Here is a 22,788-nt window from a genome sequence, read left to right on the forward strand (position 1 = left end):
AGACGACGAGCGTGGGCGACGAGGCCGGAAGGCGGTCCGGAGAGGCCACCGGGCGGCCCGCAGATGTGCTGGAACCCGCCGCGACCCGCAAGCTCGACCCCGCACCCGAGGTGGCGCCGGACTTCCCGCGCGAGTGGGTCGAGTTCGTAGATCCGACCAACCCCGAGCACGTCGTCCGCGCCGACCTGACCTGGCTGCTGTCGAGCTGGACCTGCGTCTTCGGCACCCCGGCCTGCCAGGGAACGGTCCCCGATCGGCCCGACGACGGGTGCTGCTCGCACGGCGCCTTCCTCTCCGACGACGACGATCACGCCAAGCTCACCGCCTCCGTCGAGATGCTCACGCCGGACGACTGGCAGTTCTTCGACAAGGGACATGGCAAGAAGGGATTCGTCGAGGTCGACGACCTCGAGGGCGAGCAGGCGCTGCGCACTCGCAAGTACAAAGGTGCGTGCATCTTCCTCAACCGCCCCGGCTTCGACGGCGGTATCGGCTGCGCGCTGCACCGGATGGCGCTGCGCACCGGCGTCGAACCGCTCGAGGTCAAGCCCGACGTCTGCTGGCAACTGCCCATCCGCCGCACCCAGGACTGGGTGACCCGCCCCGACGGTGTCGAGATCCTGCAGACCGTCGTCGGCGAGTACGACCGACGCGGCTGGGGTGAGGGCGGCGCCGACCTCAGTTGGTACTGCACCGCCTCCCCCGACGCACACGTCGGATCGAAGGCCGTCTGGCAGTCGTACGCGCCGGAGCTGACGGAACTGCTCGGCAAGGACGTCTACACCGAACTCGCCGCGCTGTGTCGGCGTCGGCAAGGGCTGGGGTTGATCGCCGTGCACCCCGCGACGCGCGAGGCCCAGCGCACCTAACCTTTTACCCCCCGCGAGTACGTCCATATCGTCGTGATCCGGGCGCTCGCCGCAGCACTTTCGGCGTACTCGCCGGGGGCGGGTAGAGCTCTATCCACAGGCACCCCGTCATCCACAACGTTGTCGCGGGTTAGTCGAACGACGCGGCGCCTGTCGGTGCGGCTCGTGACGGTCTGCGCCATGGACCCCACACTTGTCGACGCCATGAGAGCCAACGGCGGCTTCCTGCACACCACCGATCTGCTCCGACGCATGTCCCCGAGCCGCGTGCGGTGGCTGGTGCACACCGGTCAGCTGACCCGCGTCCGGCACGGGCTCTACGCAGTCGGAGCGCTCCCGGTCACGGCGCGCCTCGACGCTCTGAGCATCGAGCTCGGAACGCGGGTCGCTGCAAGCATGGACACGGCGGCGGCGATGCACGGTTTCGATCTCGACCAGACGCAGCACTTACATGTGGTGGAGCCCGACGATCGGCGCATCGAGAGCCGACCGGGGGTAGTGGTGCATCAGCGGCGGGGTGCGCCGCTCATGGAGATCGGCACCCGACTCGTCGTGGAGCCGGCCTGGACTGCTGTCGAGGTAGCACGGCAACGTTCTCCCGGTCGCGCGCTCGCCGTTCTCGATGCCGCGGCGCAGGTGGGCTGTGGATCCCGCTCTCTGGAACGAGCAGTCGTTGCCCAACGCGGGCGACGGGGCATCGTCGAGGTCCGCCGCCTCGTGCCGCTCGTCGACTGCAGATCCGGTTCGCCGATGGAGTCGGCGACGCGCCTGGTGTTGCACGACGGTCGACTTCCGGTGCCCGAACTGCAGTGGCCGGTGGTGTACGAACGCGGCGTCTTCTATCTCGATCTCGCTTGGCCTGCACAACGATTCGCGGTGGAGTACGACGGCGACGAGTTCCACGGAACACCCGAGAGTGTGCGACGCGACAAGGCCCGTCTTGCGCTGCTCGCCGATGAAGGCTGGCGCGTTCTGCAGATCACGTCGGACGATGTGCGGCGCGAACCCGATGTCCTGGTCGGTCGTGTCCGCCGGCTGCTCGCCGCCTGATATCCCCGCGAGTACGTCGACACTGTCGTGATTCCGGCTCCGTCAACGACACTTTCGACGTACTCGCCGACAACGGACGGGCTCACTCCTCGAGCTTGTACCCCAGTCCGCGCACGGTCACGAGGTGCACGGGCTTCGCGGGGTCCGTCTCGATCTTCGAGCGCAACCGCTTGACGTGCACGTCCAGCGTCTTGGTGTCGCCCACGTAGTCGGCGCCCCACACGCGGTCGATCAACTGTCCGCGGGTGAGCACTCGGCCGGAGTTGCGGAGGAGGTACTCCAGCAGGTCGAACTCCTTGAGCGGCAACGTGATCTGCTGTCCGCCGACCATGACGACGTGGCGCTCCACGTCCATGCGCACCGGCCCGGCCTCGAGGATGCTGTTGTCGTCGATCTCCTCGGTGTCGGATCCGCGGCGCAGGACCGCGCGGATGCGCGCGATGAGTTCGCGTGAGGAGTACGGCTTGGTGACGTAGTCGTCGGCACCCAGTTCGAGGCCGACCACCTTGTCGATCTCGCTGTCGCGCGCGGTGACCATGATGACCGGCACACCGGAGCGGCTGCGCAGGTGCTTGCACACGTCGGTGCCGCTCATGCCCGGCAGCATGAGGTCGAGCAGGACGATGTCCGCTCCCACGCGATCGAACTCGGCGAGGGCGGAGGGGCCGTCGCCGACGACGGTCGCGTCGAACCCTTCCTTGCGGAGCAGGAACGCCAGCGGGTCGGCCAACGATTCTTCGTCTTCGACGATGAGCACGCTCGTCATGGGGTGTCCTTCTCGGTCATGACGGCTCGCCGTCGTCTTCGATGTGAGCAGGAATGAGGAGCGTGAACGTCGAGCCCGTCCCGGGCTTGCTCCACAGCTCGATGCGGCCGTTGTGGTTGGCGGCCACGTGCTTGGCGATGGCAAGTCCCAGACCGGTACCGCCGGTGGCCCGCGACCGCGCCTTGTCGACGCGGAAGAAGCGCTCGAACACGCGCTCCTGGTCCTCCTTGGCGATGCCGATGCCGCGGTCGGTGACAGAGAAGGCCACCATGCTCTGCGGGCCCGTCGCATCGTCGTCACGCAGGGACCGCGTCACCGACACGGGCGACCCCTTCGGGGAGTACGCGATGGCGTTCTCGACGAGGTTGGACAGTGCGGTGACCAGCAGGGTCTGATCGCCGAGCACCTCGAGGCCGCTCGGGCGGTCCGTCGTGACGACGATGCCCGTGGCCTCGGCCTTGAGAGCGGACCGCGAGAGCGCGCTCTTCACCACGGTGTCGACGTCGACGACGTCGAGATCGGGGAGCTTCTCGGCACCCTGCAGACGGGACAGCGAGATGAGTTCGCTGACCATGTTGCCCAGGCGCGTGGACTCGTCGAGCATCCGCTCACCGAAGCGCTGGACCGACTCCGGATCGTCGCGCGACTGCAGCAGCGCCTCGGCCAGCAGGCTGATGGCCCCGACGGGGGTCTTGAGTTCGTGACTCACGTTCGCGACGAAGTCCCGGCGCGTGGCCTCCATGCGGACCTGCTCCGAGTCGTCGTCGGCGAACAGGACGACGAACCGGCGGTCCTCCTGGGAGAGCAGCTGCGCGTGCCCCTTCACGGCGATGCCGGCGCGCCCGCGGGCGTCGAGAACCGTGAGGTCGACCTCGACGTGGTCACCGGTCTCGAGGACCCTGGTGGCGGCCTTCCAGGCCCGATCGTCGAGCGACCGACCGCGGACGAGACCGAGTTCCTCGGCGCGCGGATTGAACAGCACGACGTCGTGGAACTGGTCGACGACGGCGATGCCGCTGTGCGCGGCCAGCACGATGAGGTCGAGGACCTGGGACATCGTCAGCCCGTTGTCGCGGGTCTGACGCAGGACGTGGCGGGAGTTGAGATACGGGATCAGCACTCCACCGACGAGGTACCCACCGAACGCCGCCACGGCGGCGATCAGTACGACGGTCGGAGTGGTCACGGGCCGATCGTACGGTCACACGACCGTGCACCGACGCACGGTGGGCCGGGTTTTCCGGCCGTCACCGCACGTCCGGCGCACGTTCGCGCCGCGTTCATCGAGTCGTTACTTCTTGCCCTGGTTCGCCACGGCCGCGGCGCCGGCTGCGGCGGCCTCCGGGTCGAGGTAGGTGCCGCCCGGCACGGTGGGAACGAGCTTGTCGCCCGACTCCGTGAGGTCGTACTGCAGCGGGATTCCGGTGGGGATGTTGAGCCCCGCGATGTCCGCGTCGGAGATGCCGTCGAGGTACTTGACGAGGGCGCGCAGCGAGTTGCCGTGGGCGGCGATCATGACCGTCTTCCCGGCCCGCAGCTCGGGAACGATGACGCTCTCGTAGTACGGAACGAACCGTTCGACGACGTCCTTCAGGCACTCGGTCAGCGGCACGCTGTCGAGATCTGCGTAGCGCGGATCGGCGTCCTGGCTGTACTCGGAGCCGACCTCGATGGGGGGCGGCGGGGTGTCGTAGCTACGACGCCACAGCATAAACTGCTCGTCGCCGTACTTCTCCTTGGTCGCCGCCTTGTCGAGACCCTGCAGTGCGCCGTAGTGCCGCTCGTTCAGACGCCAGTCGCGGACGACGGGGATCCAGTGGCGATCGGCCGCGTCGAGCGCGAGGTTCGCGGTGCTGATGGCGCGACGCAGAAGCGAGGTGTACAGCACGTCGGGAAGCACACCGGCCTCCTTGATCAGCTCGCCGGCACGCTTTCCCTCCGCCTCACCCTTGACGGTCAGGCGCACGTCCTGCCATCCGGTGAACTGGTTGGATGCGTTCCACTCGCTCTCGCCGTGGCGGAGAAGGATCAGGGTTCCGATGCTCATGTCGCCCAGTTTCTCACGATGCCGTCGGCGGGACGACCGGTCGGGCACGGCGGGGCGCACAGCGGGAACTGCGCTTCCGCCGAGCCGAACCGGCGTGACCGCTAGCCTCTGCAGATGAGAACCCGCTGGACAGTGGCGCTGGCGGCGTGCGCGTGGCTCGCGTGCGCCCCGACCGCCACGGCCGATCCGCTGCCCGTCGACTACAACTTCTTCAGCGGCTTCCCGGCGGAGATCGCGAACCCGGGCGGATCGCTGCCCGGGACCAACGACTTCTCGTGCGTGCCGACGGCGGAGCACCCGAATCCGGTGATCCTGGTGCACGGCACGGGCACCGGGCAGCAGACCGGGTGGGGCGTGTACGCGCCGCTGCTGAAGAACGAGGGGTACTGCGTCTTCGCCCCGACGTACGGCGCCCTGCCGGGTGCGTGGCCGATCAGCGCGATCGGTGGCCTCGGGCCGGTTCCCGAGAAGGGAGCGCAGTTCGCGGCGTTCGTCGACGAGGTGCTGTCCGCGACGGGAGCCGAGAAGGTCGACATCGTCGGACACTCGCAGGGCACGGTGCTGCCCAACTTTTACGCACAGGTGCTCGGCGGCGCTGACGACATCGACAGGTACGTCTCGCTGGCTCCGCTGTGGAAGGGCTCGGGCCCGTCGCAGTACGCGTGGCCCGCCGCGTCGTACCGCTACGCGCCGGGCATCACGTACACGAACATCATGACCCGGTACGACGAGGTGGTGGTCCCGTACACCGACGGCTACGTCGAGGCTCCGAACGCGACCAACATCGTCGTGCAGGACACGTGCGACCTCGACTTCTCCGAGCACGCCGGCATCGTCGGGTCGCCGAGGGCCGCGGCGTTCGTGCTGAACGCCCTCGACCCCGCGCATCCGCGACCCGTGCCCTGCGAGTTCGTCCCGCCCTTCACGGGCTAACGGACGCCGTCCCACACCGTGCGGGTGTCTGGCCGCGGGTCGTTCACCACGGCCGACTCGGTCCCGAACATCTTCACGGTGCGCTCGGACCCGTACTGCGCCCAGCCCGGATCACCGTCGCGCACGAACGCGACCCACGCACGGTGCATCTCGTCGGCGATCGCCTGCGGCGGATTCGGCCCCGTGATGCGGGCGGTCTCGGGCTTGCCCAGCACATCGAAGACGAACGGGATCTCGAGCGCGTGACACGCACCCAGGTTCCCCTCGAACAACGTTGAGCGCCAAGTGAACTCGTAGACGTGGGCCGGGTGCGCCTCGGCGACGCGCACGGCGGGGATGCGGAAGAACCAGTCGGTCATGACCGCGATCATGAGTTCACCGGGCGAGGCGTCCGGACGCTGGGAGCGGTAGGCGTCCAGTACCGACGGGTCCAGTCGATACCCGGCGAGCACCGTCCGCAGGTAGTCGTCGGTGATGTGCGGAACGATGCCCGCGGGCACGAGGAAGAACGCGTGCTCCTCGCTGGTGGTGCCGAGCAGGAGTTCGACGTCGGTGCCCGCACCGTCGGCGATGCGCGAATACGGCAGTGCGGGAACGACATCGCCGTCGATGCACGGCTCGAACGCCATCATGTTCAGCGCCACCTCACCCCATGCGCCGCTCGACGCCTCCGCGGCGATGCGATCGGACAGGGTGCGCTGGGCATCGACGAGGGCGTCGACCGGCACGGAGCCGAGCCCCTCCACCGTCGCCGGGACACCGAGGGCCGATGCCAGCGCGGCCGAGATGGTGGTCGCTGTCTCGGCCGAGATGACGTGGTGGCCGGCGCCGCTCTGCAGGACCGCGCGGTGGAACAGACCCTCGGCGCGGGGCATCGACAGCAGCGTGCCCACGCTCATGGCGCCCGCGGACTCGCCCGCGACGGTCACGCGCGCCGGGTCGCCGCCGTACGACGCGATGTGGTCCCGGACCCATTCGAGCGCCGCGACCTGGTCCAGCAGACCACGATTGGCGGGTGCGCCCTCGATCTGCGCGAAGCCGTCCACCCCGAGCCGGTAGTTGATCACCACGGCGACGACGCCGTCCCGCGCGAATGCGGTGCCGTCGTAGGCGGGTACCGCGTTGCTGCCGTTCACGAAGGCGCCGCCGTGGATCCAGACGAACACGGGCGCGGAGCCGGCGACGTCCGGCGTGTACACGGCGACATTCAGGCACTCCTCGCCGGGCACCACGGGCTCGCTGAGGATCTCACTGGTGGGAGGCCGGTACCCGACCTTCGGGACGGTGGCGCCGTGCTCGAGGGCGTCGCGCGGGCCGGACCACCGCGGCGGCGCGGTCGGTGCCTGGAATCGGTGCGGTCCGAACGGCGCCTCGGCGTAGGGAACTCCGAGGAACGAGGCGATGCCGTTGTCGGTGCGTCCGCGCACGGGACCCTGCGGTGTGTCGACGGTGATCGTGTCCATGGCTCATGAGTACCACCCCGAGCGACCCCACACCCCTCACATGACGCGAACACCCTCTCCAGCACGCCGGAGAGGGTGTTCGGGTGATGCAGGAAGTGTCAGCCGGCGGCAGGCTCCGCGGCGCGCAGATCCTTGCGCAGGATCTTGCCGGACGCCGACTTCGGCACCGTGTCGATGAACTGCACGCGGCGAACCTTCTTGTGCGGCGACACCTTCTCGGACACGAACGTCATGACGTCGTCCTCGGTGAGCTCGGCGCCCTGCTGCAGCACGACGAAGGCCTTGGGCACCTCTTCGCCCTCGTCGTCGAGCACGCCGATGACGGCCGCGTCGGCGATCTGCGGGTGTGTGAGCAGCAGCGACTCGAGCTCGGCCGGCGGCACCTGGTAGCCCTTGTACTTGATGAGCTCCTTGAGCCGGTCCACGATGCTGACGCATCCGCGACCGTCTACGACGGCGATGTCGCCGGTGTGCAGGTAACCGTCCGCATCGAGCGTCTCGGCCGTCGCGGCATCGTTGTTCAGGTAGCCGGCCATGACGTTCGGGCCCTTGATCCACAGCTCACCGGGCTCACTGACCTTGTCCGAGCCGGGCTCCGGGTAGGCCACCTCCTCGCCGGTGGCCGGATCGACGAGCTTGTTCTCCGAGTTGGCGACGGCGGTGCCGCAGCTGCTCAGCGGCATGTCGTCACCGTCGAACGGAATGGCGTGCGAGACGGGGCTCAGCTCGCTCATGCCGTAACCCTGACGCACCTTGGTCTTCAGTCGCTTCGCGACGGCGTTGCCCAGGTTCTCGTCGAGGGCGGCGGCACCGGAGAAGACCATGCGCACGCTGGAGATGTCGTACTGGTCCACCATCGGGTGCTTGGCCAGTGCGACGGCGACGGGCGGCGCGATGAACAGGTAGGTGATCTTCTTCTCGGTGGTGAGGCTCAGGAACTGTTCGAGATCGAAGCGCGGCATCGTGACCAGAGAGGCGCGCACCTTGAGACCGAGGTTGAGCAGCACGGTCATGCCGTAGATGTGGAAGAACGGCAGCACGGCGAGTAGGACGTCGTCCTGGTTCGCGCCCATGCGCGGCTCGATCTGCGACACGTTGGCCACCAGGTTGCGGTGCGTGAGCATGACGCCCTTCGGCCGTCCCGTGGTGCCCGAGGAGTAGGGCAGCACCGCGAGGTGGGTCGACGGGTCGAAGCTGACGTCGGGCGCCTGTGCACCCTCGGTGAGGAGGTCGCGCAGCGACTCGTGGCCCTCCGCGCCGTCGAGCACGACGATACGATCGGCCGACAGACCGACCTGCTCCGCGGCGGCCTTCGCCTGCGGGAGCAGCGGCGAGACCGTGAAGATCATGGTCGCGGACGAGTCCGTGAGCTGCTTCGCGATGTCCTCGGCGTTGTACAGCGCATTGATCGTCGTGGCGGTCGCACCGGCGCGCAGGATGCCGTGGAACACCGACGCGAACGCCGGCACGTTGGGCGAGTGCACCGCGACCACGTCGCCGACCTTCACACCGCGCGAGGCGAGTGCGCCTGCGACACCGTTGATCTGACCGACGAGAGTGCGGTAATCGGTGACGGCGCCGCTGGGGCCGTCGATCAGAGCGGGGCGTGCGAGGTCGTCCTCGGTGAGGTCACCGAAGAGGAATTCGTACACGCTCTGCTCGGGAATCTCGACGTCGGGGTACGGGCTGCGGAAACTCATGGAACTCCTCATCGGCACAGCAGGGACGACAGAACGGCAACCTTAGTGTGTCGGGCGGTCACATGAACATCCTTCGGACATTCCGGGTGACAGCCATCACACGAAGGAGCCTACCTGCACGGTGTCCGAATCAGTCCCGGTCGCCGTCGTCCGCTCGGTCCGCCGGCTGCACCCAGGACGCGGGCCCGTCGTCCGGCCTGCCGTTCACCAGATGCTCGAACGCCTTCAGGTTGTTCAGCGACTCGCCGCGCGAGACCCGCCACGCCCACTCGCGGCGGATGGACTCGGCGAAGCCCAGTTCGAGCAACACGTTGAAATCGCCGTCGGCCGCCTCGAGCACCTGCCCGAGGATCCGATCGATCTCGTCACCCGTCACCGCGTGCGTCGACATCTTGCCGACGAGGTAGATGTCGCCGATCTTGTCGATCGTGTAGTGCACTCCGTACAGACGGCGGTTGCGCCGCAACAGGTATCGGTACACGCCCTCGAAATTCTCGTCGGGCTTGCGGCACACGAAGGCCTCGATGCGCACGCCGTGGTTGCCGACCGTCAGCATCGTCGAGGTCTTGAGCTTCTTCTCACCGGGAAGGTCCACCACGAACTGCGTGTCGGTGGCTCGGGAGTAGTCCAACTCCCGGTCGGCCAACACCGAGTCGATCAGTTCCGTCACCTCGTCGGTCGTCGTCACAGCGCTCTCACCGGTCCTGTCCGTCGTAGTCGCCACAGACCGCGAGGTCTGCGAGGCGAGAACTCACCCGCCGGTCTCTCGACACCCGCGGTGCGGCCGAATCTCCACGCCGCGCGGGCGTAGGTGTCCAGCAACGCGTCCGAGGTGTGCACCCACGAGAAGTTCTCTGCATGTCGTGAAGCATTCGACGCCATCACGGTGCGCAGACGGTCGTCGGCGAGCAACGACTGCACGGCGGTGGCCCAGTCGGCCGGGTCGTGACCCTGCACCAGCACGCCGGTCTCCCCGTCCCGCACCGCCACACCGAGGCCCCCGACGTCCGCGGCGACCACCGGGACACCGCAGGCCTGGGCTTCGATGGCGACGAGACCGAAGGACTCCGAATAACTGGGCACGGCAACGAGATCCGACGCTCGGTAGACGTCCGCCAGCCGGTCCGGCGGTTGCGGCGGCAGGAACGTCACCCGGTCCTCGATACCCAGCTGACGACTCAGGTCGATGAGAGAGTCCGGCCGTTCCAGACCGGTGCCCGACGGGCCACCGACCACCAGGACACGCACGCGCGACGACGGGTCACGCCGGTGGATCTCGGCAACAGCCGCGATGAGGACGTCCGGCGCCTTGAGAGGTTGGATCCGTCCCACGAAGGTCACGAGAGGGCTGTCGGCGTCCAGACCCAGGGAGCGTCGAGCGGCGGTGCGATCGCCCGGCCGGAACATACTCAGGTCCGCCCCCGGCGCGACGACGTCGATCTTGTCCTCGGCCGCGTCGTACAGATCGACGAGGGCGCGAGCCTCGTCGAGAGTGTTGGCGGTGAGCCGGTCGGCTTCCTCGACGACCTGCTTCTCACCGATGCGCCGCGCCGCCGGTTCCGGCTTGTCGCCCGCCGCCACCGACAGGTTCTTCACCGCGGCGAGCGTGTGCGCGGTGTGCACCAGGGGCACCTTCCACCGGTCGCGGGCGAGCCAGCCGACCTGGCCCGACAACCAGTAGTGCGAGTGGATCATGTCGTAGTGGCCCGGTTCGTGCCGTGCCTCCTCACGCAGGACACCCGCGGCGAAGGCACAGAGCTGGGTGGGCAGGTCGTGCTTGTCGAGACCCTCGAACGGGCCGGCCGCGATGCTGCGCACCAGCACGCCGGGCGCGGCCTCGACCACGGGTTCGTCACGGGAGGACGTGGCCCGGGTGAAGATCTCCACCTCGACTCCGCGCGCCGCCATCTGCACGGCGGTCTGCAGGACGTACACGTTCATGCCGCCCGCGTCCCCCGTGCCGGGCTGCGCCAGCGGAGACGTGTGCAGCGACAACACGGCTACCCGATGCGGGCTGTGACGGCGTACCACCGTTCCAGTGTGCCCTGTCCGATTGCGCTGCAGGTGCCCGCCCACCCGGCCATCCCCCTACGAGCGTGCCGACACATGCGCGAGAACCCGCGGACATTCACAGCGCCGGGAACACGTACGCCACTGCCCGCGGGAGTCATGGGAGATTGTCGGAGGGCGCTGCTACCTTCGCACACATGTTCGAACAGGGGTGGGCGACGCGGGATCCGGAGGCCATGGGCCTACCCGGAACGCTCCTCGACGCACCCGTGAACACCCTCCTGTCCACGATGTCCTACGCCACGGCCGGACTGTCCTACCTCGAATGGACCCGGTACCGGGCAGCAGCGGAACTACACACTCGACTCGTCGTTCCTCACGAGATGTCCGATCACCGCCGAATGGATGCGACGACGCACTGCGCCGCCCGCATCTCGGCCGTCCTGTCCGTCAGTCAGGGCGCCGGAGAAGGCATCCTGACCCGCGCCGTTGCACTCCGAGACCGGCTCCCCCGTGTAGCCGAGTGCCTCCGTGACGGCCTCATCGCCCCCAAACACATCCACACCATCATCAGCCGAACCGACCTCGTCGACGGCACCACGTACGCGCGGGAGGTCGACACCGAGATCGCCGCGGCCCTACAACGCCGCGGCTCCTGGTCGGACACACGCATGCGCGACATGATCGACCGCATCGTCTACCGCCACGATCCCGACGCCGTCAGGGAACGACGTGTCCTCGCCGAGAACAACCGCAGCTTCTGGATCGACGCGGGACCCGACGGCATGGCCTACTTGGGCGTCACCATGACAGCCGAGAATGCCGTCGTCGTCGCTGCCGCGGTGGAGGAGTTGGCCGGGCGCGTCTGCCGCAAGGATCCTCGCAGCAAGGGCGCCCGTTCCAGCGACGCCCTCTTCGCCCTCGCCACCCGCACCTCGTACGAGTGCCAGTGCGACGACCCGGACTGTTCCGCGCCCGGATGGACCGGTGAGGACGGCCTCCTCACCTCCGTCATCGTGCACGTCGTCACCGACTCCACCACCATCGGCGACTCCACCACCACGGCCGGAAATACCGCCGCCGACGGGAATCCGGGGTTCCTCGTCGGCCACGGTGTGATCTCCCCCGACCACGTCGCCGACCTCGCCGACCGCGACGACGCCCTCGTCCGCCCCGTCTCGACCACCAACCCCGCATCACAGCCGGCCGATCCGTACCGCCCCTCCAGCGCCCTCGACACGTTCGTGCGCATCCGCGACCAGTACTGCACCTGGCCCGGCTGCAACCGTGGGGTGTGGACCGGCGATCTCGACCACATCGCGGAGTACGACCACGAGGATCCCGACGGCGGCGGCCAGACGACCGACGTCAACCTCGGCGGCAAGTGCAGGTTCCACCACAACCTGAAGACGTTCGGTGACTTCGTCGACGATCAGTACACCGAGAACGACACCGGACGCGTCGTCTCCACCGTCACCACGCCCGAGGGACTCGTCGTCCCGGGGCCTGCGCACAACGGATACGACATCCATCCCGGACTCGCCGACGTCACCTTCGACACGCCCGATCCACCACCACCGAGTCCGCCCCGCACTCCCCCCAGCAGACGCCGCACACGTCTGGCGGACAAACATGCCCGACGGAGGAACGAACGCAACCGCAACCGACGGGCCCGCGAACTCGCGGACACCGACGACCCCCCACCGTTCTGACATGCATCACGTGTGTGGACTAACCCAGAGAGTCGACGAAACCCGTCAGCTCGGACAGGAAGCGGGCCGGGTCCGCGACGAAGGGACCGTGGTCGACGCCGTCCCACCACGAGGTCGACGCACCGGGAACGACGGAGGCGGTGTGCCGACCCGCGCTGACGTCCACCACCGTGTCCGCGGTGCCGTGCAGCACCAGCGTGGGAACGTCCAGCGCGGCCAGCGTCTCGTCGTGTCCCACGTCGCGCCGGAACACCGCGGACCGCACGCGTGGACGCGTCGCCAGACTGGCGCCGAACAGTGCCTGAGCGGCGCCGCCGTGTCCTTCGCCGGGTCCGGTGAGGGCGTTGCCGAAACTCGCGAGCGCCCTGATGGCCACGCGCGAGTCCTCGCTCATCGCGCCGGGGATCGCCGCACGCATCGCCGTGCCGACGGCGCCGCCGGGTCGGTCCGGACCGATCGCGGTGATCGCCGCGACGAAGACGACACCCGCCACCGCACCGGTGCCGTACACCGACAGGTAGTCGCACAGCACCAGTCCGCCGTAGGACCAGCCCAGCAGGACCGCACCCGAGCGGATGCCCTCCTGTTCGAGAACGGCGTGCACGTCCCCGGCCCACAGCGCGGACCGGTCGTACCCGACGTCGGGGGCACCGGACATGCCGTGCCCGCGCAGGTCCACCGCGATGACGCGGTACCGCTCGGACAGGTCGGCGAGGAGGTCGTCGCCCCAGCAGGCTCCGGTCTGCGCCCAGCCGTGCAGCAGCACCACCGGCCGAGCCGACGCGTCACCCGTGACTCGGTAGACGAGGGAAGTTCCGTCGCGCCCCAGGGCCTCTCGTATTGCCATGCCACCAACATATTGGGCGCACGTTGTGGGATGTCAGAAGGGCCCTCTCACCGCCCTGAGCAGGGCCGACTCATCGATAAAGTTCCGTCGTGACCGAAACACACCAGCGCTCCATCTCGCCGAAGACGGGCGAATGGCGTGACCTCAACCGGTACTACTGGCCGTGGGCTCTCATCGCTCCGATGCTGCCGCTCATCTCCGTGGGCATCGTCTTCGGACTGCAGTGGTGGGCACCGGGGGCGTCTCAGGTCGCGTGGTGGTCGGGTCCCCTGTTCCTCTACGTCGTGGTCCCCGTCGCGGATCGCATCGTCGTCCCGTTCGACGAGAATCCGCCCGAGGATCTGGTCGAGTCTCTCGAGGCCGACTTCTGGTATCGCGGCTGCGTCTACGCCTTCATCCCCATGCAGTTCTTCGGCATCGGGCTGTCGTCCTACCTGTTGACGGCCGACGACCTCTCGTGGCTCGGGCTCGAGAACGGCCTGTCACTCGCCTCGAAGATCGGCGTGGCGCTGACCATCGGACTCGTCGGCGGCATCGGCATCAACACGGCCCACGAGCTCGGTCACAAGAAGGTCGAGTACGAACAGTGGCTCTCGCGCATCGTGCTCGCGCAGAGCTTCTACGGGCACTTCTACGTCGAACACAATCGCGGGCATCACGTCCGGGTCGCCACTCCGGAGGATCCGGCGAGTTCGCGTCTCGGCGAGACCCTGTGGCAGTTCTACCCCCGCAGCGTTCTCGGCGGATTCCGTTCCGGTTGGGCGCTCGAGCGAGATCGTCTGCACCGCGACGGGAAGCGCACCTTCTCCTTCTCGAACGCGAATCTCACCGCCTGGCTCATGAGCCTCGCGTTGTGGGGTGCCCTGGTCGCCGTGTTCGGTCTCGAACTGCTGCCGTTCCTGGTTCTGCAGGCGGTGTACGGGATCTCGCTCCTCGAGGCCGTCAACTACCTCGAGCACTACGGGCTGCTGCGGCGCACCAAGGAGAACGGGCGCTATGAGCGCTGTACTCCGGAACACAGCTGGAACAGCGATTACGCCGTCTCCGACATCTTCCTCTACCACCTGCAACGGCACAGCGACCATCACGCCAACCCCACGCGCCGGTACCAGGTGCTGCGGAGCATGCCCGAATCTCCGCAGCTCCCAGCAGGTTACGCGCCCCTGATACTCGTGTCGTACTTCCCGTTCCTGTGGCGGGCGCTGATGGACGAGCGCGTGGTCGCGCACTACGACGGGGATCTCCGGCGCTCGAACATTCAGCCCGCGAAGCGGGAGAAGTACCTCGCGAAGTACCCCGTACCGAGCAACTAGCTACTTCTTCCGGCGCCGACTACCGCCGTGCCAGTCCTGTTGCACGCCCGCCTCGTCGTCCGACACGCCGAGGGCCCGCAGCTGGGGTAGCTCCCGCAGACTTCGCTTCAGCTCCGCGAATCCCGGGAACCGTGCCAGTCCCACGACGTGGTCCCACAGCTCGACCGCCTCGGCGTCCGACGGGAGCCGGCTGATGACCGGGCCGAAGAACGCCACGCCCTCGGGCGGCTCCACGTGGATGATCGGTGTGCCGACGTCCTTGCCCGTGAGCGACAGCGCCTCGTCGGTCGACGCCTGGATCTCCTCGTCGAACGACGTGTCGTCCAGCGCCCGAACATGATGCTCGGGCAGGCCGAGCTCGGCGAGGATCGGGGCGAGGAACTCGGCCGTTCCGCGGTGCGCGTGAGCACCGGCCTCGTCGGGAACCGGTTCCGTATCGAAGATCCGGGCGCCGAACGCGGCGTACAGCGGGCCCATCGCCTCCCGACCGTGCTCGGCCCGCACGCTCGCGGCAGCCCGGAGCAGCCGGAGCCCCGCGGTGTGTCCCGCCTCGTACTCCGGCGGAAAGTGCGCCTCGTAGTCGATGTGGGCGTTGAGTTGTCGCAGGGAGATGAAGCTCCAGTCGACGGTGTAGTCCCGTTGCGCCTGGACGAGGCGGACCCACCTGCTGGTCATCCAGGCGAACGGGCACACCGGGTCGAAGTAGAACCGGAGATCAGGTGCTGTCATGTCCGCAGTATTCCCCGTGCGATCAGCGCTGAGCGTCGATCTTGCGCATCGTCACCACGGGATCGGCGTAGAGCGAGCCGAGGGACACCGCCGCCGCCGCATGATCCTGCACGCGCTTGCCGAAGCTGGTGACCCGCACTCGCCGCGACGTCGCAACCGAACTGAATGACTCGAACGCAGCCTCGACGCGCTCCATCGCCGCCGGATACGCGGTGAACGCCTGACCGCCCACCTGCACGCTGTCGGGGTTGACGACATCGTGCACCAACGCCAGTGCGCGACCCAGCGCATCGGCGCGATCGTTGAGAAGTCCCTGTGCCACAGTCGAACCCGTCCGTGCCGCCAGGTACACCGCAGCGATGGAACGCTCCGACTCGTCCAGCAGTCCGGCGCGCTGCGCCGCGGCCACGACGGCCCGATCGCTCACGGTCGCCTCGAGGCATCCCGTACGCCCGCAGTCGCACACGGAGTCCGAGCCGGTCGGTAGATGAGCGATCGACCCCGGACCGCCCGCGGGGGTGTGCACCCGACCGTCGATGGTCAGCGCCACTCCCGTCATCTCCCGCGCATAGAAATACAGCGACGTACCCGGCTCGCGGCCCGCAGAGCGACCGGCCTCCGACCGTCCCGCATCCTCGGGGGCTGTCTCCGTCGCGAGCAGCAGCTCCGACGCCGCCATCGCCTCGACGTGGGGCGCCACGGCCACCACGGCACCGAGCCGCTCGCCGAGGACAGCACCCACCGGGGCGTCGGACCAGGCGAGGCGGGGGTGATCGACGGTGCCCTTCTGCGCGTTCACACGGCCACCGATGGCGACACCCACGAAGAGGATGCGGCGCCGGTGCCACCGTGCGGCGAAGGACGCGGCACTCTCCGCGATGGAGCGTAGTGCGCCGGCGTGCGGGCCGGAGGGTGTGGCGATCTCGACGCCGCCGAGCACGGTGCCGCGCAGATCGACGGCGACGATGCGCGTGGTGGTGGCGCCGATGTGCACCCCGAGCGTGCACTGCCCCTCGTGGTCCACCTCCACCGGAACGCGAGGACGCCCGACGGCGCCGGACGTGGACAGATCGGCGCGCTCACGCAGCAATCCTGCGGCGATGAGCGCGCTGACGTGCCGATTGACGGTGGCGGTGCTGATGCCGGTGGCCGCGACGATGACATCGCGGGACACGGGGCCGCGCTGCACCACGGCACGCAGGACGACGGCCGCCGGGGTGTCACTGACGCGCAGCTCGGGCGCGACGACGCGCGCCGGCCTCGGCCGGTGGGGACGTCCGTACGGGGACCGCGCGGCGGAACCCGGCGTACGAGGAGCAGAACTCTGGGAGACAACGGTGGGGGCAGACATGAGAATCCCTCGGAAGGCGAGACGGATGGGCCGGGAGCCTGGAGACGAGGCCGGTCACACCCGATCGTCAGACCTCACATGGAGGTCGTCCGTCGACGCGCGATCAGACTCGTGAGAGACCGCGTCGACAACAGAGTTCGCGAGCGAGAGGCAGACGGGAACCGAGCGCGGCGGTCACGTACGTGACCCGCGGTGCGGACTTCCTCGCTGGTGCCATGACCGAAAAGTAGCACCGTTGTCGCCGCGCTGCAGAATCGCCCTTTTCGCTCGAGGTGATCCGAAGGGTCGACAACCTGGGAATACAGGGTCACAGTGGGCCCATGAAGACCGTGAAACTGGGCGCGAACATCGGCGCACGCATCGACGACGTGCAGATCGGCGGCGATCTGCCGGACGAGATCGTGCACGAGATCAACGAGGCACTGCTCGAGCACGAGGTCGTGTTCTTCCGCGGCCAGCATCACGTGGACGAGAAGGTGCAGTACGCCTTCGCCGAGCGGCTCGGGATCCCCACCACCCCGCACCCCACGGTCCGATCGCGCGGAACCCGCACTCTCGCCATCGATTCCACGTACGACAAGGCGGACAGCTGGCACACGGACGTCACGTTCGTCGACCGCGTGCCGAAGGCGTCGATCCTGCGGGCCGTGCACCTCCCCCCGTACGGCGGCACCACCACGTGGGCGTCGGCGACCGCCGGCTACGAGCAGCTGCCGCCTGCGATGAAGGCGCTCGCGGAGTCGCTGTGGGCCGTGCACACCAACATCTACGACTACGCGGCGACCGCTGCCGAGAAGTCCGTCACGTCGACGGCCGAGCGGTACCGCGCGGAGTTCCGCAGCGAGTACTTCGAGGTCGAGCATCCCGTGGTGCGCGTCCATCCCGAGACGGGGAAGCGCGCGATCCTGCTGGGCCACTTCGCGAAGTCGTTCCCGGGTCTGTCCTCCAAGGAATTCCGCGCGCTCTTCGAACTGTTGCAGGACCGGGTGACCCGCCTGGAGAACACGATCCGGTGGTCGTGGGAGCTCGGCGACATCGCCATCTGGGACAACCGGTCGACGCAGCACTACGCCGTCTCCGACTACGACGACCAGTACCGCCGCCTCGAGCGCATCACCCTCGCGGGCGACGTTCCCGTCAGCGTGCAGGGCGAGTGCTCGCGCGTCGTCGCCGGGGATGCGTCCGGGTACAGCGCGATCGCGAGCTGACGCGATCTAGCCTGGTTCCCATGACCAGTGTTCCGACGACACCGTCGACCCAGACCGATCGCCCCACCGCCGTCGTCACCGGAGCCAGCTCCGGAATCGGCGCCGCCACCGCACGAACACTCGCCGCCGACGGTTATCACGTGGTCGTGGGCGCCCGCCGCGTCGACCGTCTCGAGGCGCTGGCCGAGGAGATCGACGGCACCGCCCTGGCCCTCGACGTGACCGACGAGGACTCCGTCGCGGCCTTCACCTCGGTGCTGCCGCGCGTGGACGTCCTGGTGAACAACGCGGGCGGCGCGAAGGGCCTCGCCCCGATTCTCGACGCGGACCTCGACGACTGGCAGTGGATGTGGGAGACCAACGTCGTCGGCACGCTGCGGATGACGAAGGCGCTGCTGCCCAAGCTGATCGAGTCCGGTAACGGTCTCGTCGTCACCATCACGTCCATCGCCGCGTTCGAGACGTACGACAACGGCGCCGGATACACCACGGCCAAGCACGCCCAGGGCGTGCTGCACCGGACGCTCCGCGGCGAACTGCTGGGCACGCCCGTGCGTCTGACCGAGATCGCTCCGGGCGCGGTGGAGACGGAGTTCTCCCTCGTCCGCTTCGACGGCGACGAGGAGAAGGCCGCGAAGGTCTACGAGGGCATCGACCCGTTGGTGGCCGCCGACATCGCCGAGGTCATCGGCTTCGTGGCGTCCCGCCCCTCGCACGTGAACCTCGACACCATCGTCGTGCGACCGCGCGATCAGGCTCCGAACGGCCGTTTCAGCCGCCGGAGCTGATACTCACGTGTCGGTCCGACTCTCACGCAGCAGTCAGGGCACTCATGCTCTGCCACGTGGGCCAGTCGATCGCCCAGTCGTAGATGTCGCCGTCCGCCGCCGAGAGATCGATGCGCGTGCCGGTGACCTCGACGGGGTCGCCGTAGACGGCCATCTGGAAGTACGTCTGCGCGTCCTCGGTGGAGAGGTTGATGCAGCCGTTGGTCACGTTGGACGAGCCCTGCACCCCCGTGGTGAGCGGGTTGGCGTGGATGAACTCGCCGTTGTTCGAGATTCGGGTGGCCCAGCGTTCCCGCACGTTCTCGTAGTACGGCGGGTTGGACATCAGGAAGTCCTCGTACTTCTCGGTGACGACGTGGATGCCGCTGCGCGTGACGTTGCGGTCCTCGTTGCCCTCGCCGTAACTCACCGGGATGTCCATGACGGTCTGGCCGTCGCGGACCACCTGCATCCGGTGGCTGGTCGCGTCGGCGATGACGACCTGGCTCCGACCGATGGTGAAGTTCACCGTGACGTCCGAGTCGCCGTAGGCGCCGCCGCCGTAGTTCACGCCGTAGAGCTTCGCCGACACGTCGACGGTCGTGCCGGGTGCCCAGTAGTTCTGCGGACGCCAGTGCACGCGGGATCCGCCGTCGTCGGGCAGCCAGGCCCACGAGCCGGCCGTCGGCGGGTTCGTGGTCACCGTCAGCGCCTTCTCGACCGCCTTCTTGTCGACGATCGCGTCGTCGAACTTCAGGATGATCGGCGCCGCGACACCGACCTCCTGACCGTCACCGATGTTGGTGGAGACCGACGTGATCGACTGCGGCGCGACCGTGCCGAGGGTGCCCTCGACCGGCACCGGCTTGCCGTCACTGCCGACCGCCGTTCCGGCCCACGTGTAGACCGCGTCGTACCCGAGGGGCTCGGTGACGGTGAACGTCGTCTTCGCCGGATCCAGCGTTCCCGCGACGGCGCGGCCGTCGGCGGTGGTGAGCGACACGGCCTCGAAGGTGCCGTTCGCGACCGAGACGGAGATCGGAGCGGTGGGTGAGACGTCGGTCGCACCGGCCGCCGGCGTGTAGGTCACGGCCGCCACGGGCGCTGCCTCGGTGGTCGGCGCGGCGCTCTCCGAGGACCCGGGTGTGCCGGAGCACCCCGCGACCAGTGCGATCACGAGTGCCAGCACGGCCAGGACGGCTGCGTACGGTGTTCTCCCCTGCATCTTCACGGGGACGACGTTACCTGTGGCAACAGACCGATCAGTCGAGCGTGCAGTTCACCAGGCGGCACTCGGGAATCAGCGTGATGCCGTACTTGTCCCGCACACCCGCGCGCACGTGCGACGCGAGTGCGGTGACGTCCGCTGCGCTCGCGCCGCCCCGGTTGGTGACGGCCAGGACGTGACGGGTGGAGAGGGTGGCCCGTCCGGTGCCGACGCGCTCGCCGTACCCGCGGGAGAACCCGGCGTGCTCGATGAGCCAGGCAGCACTGAGCTTGATGCCCTTCGGGTCCGTGAACTGCGGCGATCCGAGTGCTTCGGGCGGTACGGACGACACGATCGGGTTGAGGAAGAAGGACCCGACACTCCAGGAGTCGTGCTCCGCCTCGTCCCACACCATGCCGCGATCGGTCCGCAGAGCGATCACGGCGTCGCGCACCTCGCGCGCCGAGACGCTCTCCCCGATGCGCACGCCGAGCCGCTCGGCGAGGGCCGCATAGCGCACCGGCGCCGACTCGTCACTGCGTCGCAGCGCGAACGTGACGTCCACCACGACGTAGCGATCGGTGTACTTGAACGCCGACGACCGGTGCGAGCCGAATCCGCAGCGTGCGTTGTCCCACACCTCGACCTCGCCGCTCTCCCGGTCGAGCACCGTCACCGACTCGAGCCAGTCCGACGTGGAGGCGCCGTACGCGCCGACGTTCTGCACCGGCGTTCCGCCGGTGCTGCCCGGGATGCCCGAGAGCGCCTCGATGCCGGCGAGTCCGTGATCGAGCGCGGTGCGGACGACGAGATCCCACTCGACTCCGGCGTCCACGTGCATGCGGGTGCCGTCGACCCGGAGACCGGACGTCGCGACGCGGACGACGGTGCCGTCGAAGCCGTCGTCTCCGACCAGCAGGTTCGAGCCACCGCCGATGACGAGCACCGGAGTCCCGGCGGCGTCGGCGCTGCGTACGGCGTCGACGAGCTCCTGCGAGGTGGTCGCCTCGACGAGACGTCCGACGGGGCCACCGACGTGGATCGTGGTGAGGTCGGCGAAGGACACGGGGCGGTGCGCGGCCGTCGCGGAGCCGGGATCGCCGGTCTCCGGAGCCGTCGCGGACTGGAGGGGACTGCTCGTCACGGGGGTGAACGCTACCCGGCTGTCCCCCCGCCTCGTCGTGAGCACCGGGTGTTCGCGCCTACCATGGTCACCGAACCAGGTTCCATATTTCGGGAGGATTCACGTGCAGGTCACCAGTGTCGGACACGCGGGATTTCACATCCAGACGTCTGCGGGGTCCATTCTGTGCGACCCGTGGGTCAATCCGGCGTACTTCACGTCCTGGTTCCCGTTCCCCGACAACTCCCAGCTGGACTGGGACGACCTGGGCAACTGCGACTACCTCTACGTCTCGCACCTGCACAAGGACCACTTCGACCCGAAGCACCTGGCGAAGCACGTGAACAAGGACGCGGTCGTGTTGCTGCCGGACTACCCGGTGCCGGACCTGCGCACGGAGCTGGAGAAGCTCGGCTTCACGAAGTTCTTCGAGACGACGGACTCGGTCAAGCACACGGTGTCCGGCCCCAAGGGCGACCTGGACGTCATGATCGTGGCGCTGCGTGCCCCGGCCGACGGACCCATCGGCGACTCGGGCCTGGTGGTGAGCGACGGTGAGACCACCGCGTTCAACATGAACGATGCCCGGCCCGTCGATCTGGACATGATGACCGAGGCCTTCGGCCACATCGACGTGCACATGCTGCAGTACTCGGGCGCCATCTGGTACCCGATGGTCTACGACATGCCGCAGCGCGCCAAGGACGCGTTCGGGACGCAGAAGCGGCAGCGTCAGATGGACCGGTGTCGGCAGTACATCGAGCAGGTCGGCGCAACGTGGGTCATCCCGTCCGCCGGTCCCCCGTGCTTCCTCGACGACGAGTTGCGCTCGCTCAACGACGTCTACGGCGATCCGGCGAACATCTTCCCCGACCAGATGGTCTTCCTGGACCAGATGCGCCGCCACGGCCACGACAAGGGCCTGCTGATGATGCCGGGAACCACGGCGGACTTCGCGGGTTCCGACTTGAACGAGCTGGCGCACCCGCTGCCCACCGACGAGGTGGAGGCCATCTTCACCACCGGCAAGGCCGACTACATCGAGGCGTACGCGCAGCGTCAGGCCGACGTCATCGCGGCCGAGAAGGCGTCGTGGGCCACCGCAGCCGGCGAGCCGTTGCTGGGGCCGCTGCGTGCGCTGTTCGAGCCGATCATGGCGCAGACCGACCAGATCTCCGACGGCATCGGCTACCCCGTGGAGCTCAACCTGCAGGGTGCGGATCGTGTCGTGCTCGACTTTCCCAAGCGGATCGTCCGCGAACCGATCCAGGACGAGAAGTTCCGCTACACGTTCGAGATCCCGGCCGAGCTGGTCCGCACGGTGCTGCGGGACGGCGAGTCCGACTGGGTCAACTCGATCTTCCTGTCCACCCGGTTCCGGGCCAAGCGGGTCGGTGGGTACAACGAGTTCCTCTACACGTTCTTCAAGTGCCTCACCGACGAGCGGATCGCCTACGCGGACGGCTGGTTCGCCGAGGCACACGACGACACGGCCACCATTGTCAAGGACGGCTGGGAGATCCAGCGCCGCTGCCCGCACCTGAAAGCAGATCTGTCGAAGTTCGGTGTCATCAGTGACAACGGGCGAGGGGGCACCACGCTCACGTGCAACCTGCACGGCTGGGACTGGAACCTCGAGACGGGCAAGTGCCTCACGTCGAAGGGCCACCCGCTGCGGGCCGAGCGCGCCTGA

At 68.4% G+C, this 22,788-nt stretch carries 20 protein-coding genes; 8 read left to right on the forward strand and 12 right to left on the reverse strand.

The features are described from left to right. Positions 1 to 68: 68 nt before the first annotated feature. Positions 69 to 869 (forward strand): hypothetical protein, encoded by an 801-nt coding sequence (locus JOE30_RS01310; protein WP_204870677.1) that lies wholly within the window; start codon positions 69 to 71, stop codon positions 867 to 869. Positions 870 to 1,049: 180 nt separating this feature from the next. Then, positions 1,050 to 1,919, forward strand: coding sequence for a type IV toxin-antitoxin system AbiEi family antitoxin domain-containing protein (locus JOE30_RS01315; protein ID WP_204869062.1), 870 nt, complete (start codon positions 1,050 to 1,052; stop codon positions 1,917 to 1,919). 82 nt (positions 1,920 to 2,001) lie between these two features. On the opposite strand, the gene JOE30_RS01320 is transcribed toward JOE30_RS01315, so the two are convergent. The 3 genes from JOE30_RS01320 to JOE30_RS01330 form a co-directional block, all read right to left on the reverse strand. Next, positions 2,002 to 2,685, reverse strand: coding sequence for a response regulator transcription factor (locus tag JOE30_RS01320; protein ID WP_027504494.1), 684 nt, complete (start codon positions 2,683 to 2,685; stop codon positions 2,002 to 2,004). Positions 2,686 to 2,701: 16 nt separating this feature from the next. Then, positions 2,702 to 3,871 carry a cell wall metabolism sensor histidine kinase WalK gene (locus JOE30_RS01325; protein ID WP_027504493.1) on the reverse strand — a complete coding sequence of 390 codons (1,170 nt, stop codon included), beginning with the start codon at positions 3,869 to 3,871 and terminating at the stop codon, positions 2,702 to 2,704. Between the two features lie 105 nt (positions 3,872 to 3,976). Beyond that, entirely contained in the window at positions 3,977 to 4,732 is a 756-nt protein-coding gene (locus JOE30_RS01330) for a phosphoglyceromutase (protein WP_204869063.1), read from the reverse strand. Between the two features lie 114 nt (positions 4,733 to 4,846). Here JOE30_RS01330 and JOE30_RS01335 point away from each other — a divergent pair, with 114 nt between their 5' ends. Next, positions 4,847 to 5,665, forward strand: a complete 819-nt coding sequence (locus tag JOE30_RS01335; RefSeq protein WP_204869064.1) for a triacylglycerol lipase — start codon at positions 4,847 to 4,849, stop codon at positions 5,663 to 5,665. On the opposite strand, the gene JOE30_RS01340 is transcribed toward JOE30_RS01335, so the two are convergent. The 4 genes from JOE30_RS01340 to mshA all read right to left on the reverse strand — a co-directional run bounded on the left by JOE30_RS01340 (position 5,662) and on the right by mshA (position 10,859). Next, the gene (locus tag JOE30_RS01340) at positions 5,662 to 7,128 is read right to left on the reverse strand and encodes a carboxylesterase/lipase family protein (protein WP_204869065.1); all 1,467 of its coding nucleotides are present in this window, start codon (positions 7,126 to 7,128) and stop codon (positions 5,662 to 5,664) included. The two genes, JOE30_RS01335 and JOE30_RS01340, sit on opposite strands and share 4 nt — an antisense overlap. A 98-nt stretch (positions 7,129 to 7,226) precedes the next feature. Beyond that, positions 7,227 to 8,828 (reverse strand): AMP-binding protein, encoded by a 1,602-nt coding sequence (locus JOE30_RS01345; RefSeq protein ID WP_204869066.1) that lies wholly within the window; start codon positions 8,826 to 8,828, stop codon positions 7,227 to 7,229. Between the two features lie 130 nt (positions 8,829 to 8,958). Continuing rightward, a complete protein-coding gene (locus tag JOE30_RS01350; RefSeq protein WP_204869067.1) occupies positions 8,959 to 9,516 on the reverse strand; it encodes a YbjN domain-containing protein in 558 nt (185 codons plus the stop codon). After that, on the reverse strand, positions 9,513 to 10,859 hold the full coding sequence (mshA, locus tag JOE30_RS01355; RefSeq protein ID WP_204869068.1) for a D-inositol-3-phosphate glycosyltransferase: 1,347 nt from the start codon (positions 10,857 to 10,859) through the stop codon (positions 9,513 to 9,515). The genes JOE30_RS01350 and mshA overlap by 4 nt, the downstream gene beginning before the upstream one ends. Positions 10,860 to 11,035: 176 nt before the next feature. Between mshA and JOE30_RS01360 the strand changes: the two genes are divergently transcribed. Beyond that, positions 11,036 to 12,550, forward strand: a complete 1,515-nt coding sequence (locus JOE30_RS01360; protein WP_204869069.1) for a DUF222 domain-containing protein — start codon at positions 11,036 to 11,038, stop codon at positions 12,548 to 12,550. A gap of 19 nt (positions 12,551 to 12,569) precedes the next feature. Here JOE30_RS01360 and JOE30_RS01365 read toward each other — a convergent pair whose 3' ends face one another. Then, positions 12,570 to 13,397 (reverse strand): alpha/beta fold hydrolase, encoded by an 828-nt coding sequence (locus JOE30_RS01365; RefSeq protein WP_204869070.1) that lies wholly within the window; start codon positions 13,395 to 13,397, stop codon positions 12,570 to 12,572. 89 nt (positions 13,398 to 13,486) lie between these two features. On the opposite strand from JOE30_RS01365, the gene JOE30_RS01370 reads away from it, so the two are divergent. Beyond that, on the forward strand, positions 13,487 to 14,710 hold the full coding sequence (locus JOE30_RS01370; RefSeq protein WP_307806021.1) for an alkane 1-monooxygenase: 1,224 nt from the start codon (positions 13,487 to 13,489) through the stop codon (positions 14,708 to 14,710). Here JOE30_RS01370 and JOE30_RS01375 read toward each other — a convergent pair whose 3' ends face one another. Beyond that, a complete protein-coding gene (locus JOE30_RS01375; protein ID WP_204869071.1) occupies positions 14,711 to 15,439 on the reverse strand; it encodes a hypothetical protein in 729 nt (242 codons plus the stop codon). A 22-nt stretch (positions 15,440 to 15,461) separates the two neighbouring features. After that, a complete protein-coding gene (locus tag JOE30_RS01380) occupies positions 15,462 to 16,790 on the reverse strand; it encodes an ROK family transcriptional regulator (RefSeq protein WP_204869072.1) in 1,329 nt (442 codons plus the stop codon). Between the two features lie 320 nt (positions 16,791 to 17,110). Between JOE30_RS01380 and JOE30_RS01385 the strand changes: the two genes are divergently transcribed. Both JOE30_RS01385 and JOE30_RS01390 read left to right on the forward strand, forming a co-directional pair. Further along, positions 17,111 to 17,998 carry a TauD/TfdA family dioxygenase gene (locus tag JOE30_RS01385; RefSeq protein WP_204869073.1) on the forward strand — a complete coding sequence of 296 codons (888 nt, stop codon included), beginning with the start codon at positions 17,111 to 17,113 and terminating at the stop codon, positions 17,996 to 17,998. A gap of 20 nt (positions 17,999 to 18,018) precedes the next feature. Then, complete coding sequence (locus JOE30_RS01390) at positions 18,019 to 18,786, forward strand: SDR family NAD(P)-dependent oxidoreductase (protein ID WP_204869074.1); 768 nt, start codon at positions 18,019 to 18,021, stop codon at positions 18,784 to 18,786. A 22-nt stretch (positions 18,787 to 18,808) separates the two neighbouring features. On the opposite strand, the gene JOE30_RS01395 is transcribed toward JOE30_RS01390, so the two are convergent. Together JOE30_RS01395 and JOE30_RS01400 are read right to left on the reverse strand one after the other, a co-directional pair. Next, a complete protein-coding gene (locus JOE30_RS01395) occupies positions 18,809 to 19,990 on the reverse strand; it encodes an Ig-like domain-containing protein (RefSeq protein ID WP_204870679.1) in 1,182 nt (393 codons plus the stop codon). 37 nt (positions 19,991 to 20,027) lie between these two features. Further along, positions 20,028 to 21,116, reverse strand: a complete 1,089-nt coding sequence (locus tag JOE30_RS01400) for a UDP-N-acetylmuramate dehydrogenase (RefSeq protein ID WP_204869075.1) — start codon at positions 21,114 to 21,116, stop codon at positions 20,028 to 20,030. Positions 21,117 to 21,219: 103 nt separating this feature from the next. Between JOE30_RS01400 and JOE30_RS01405 the strand changes: the two genes are divergently transcribed. Further along, entirely contained in the window at positions 21,220 to 22,788 is a 1,569-nt protein-coding gene (locus JOE30_RS01405) for a Rieske 2Fe-2S domain-containing protein (protein WP_204869076.1), read from the forward strand.

The organism is Rhodococcus sp. PvP016, assembly GCF_017832185.1.
GTDB lineage: Bacteria > Actinomycetota > Actinomycetes > Mycobacteriales > Mycobacteriaceae > Rhodococcoides.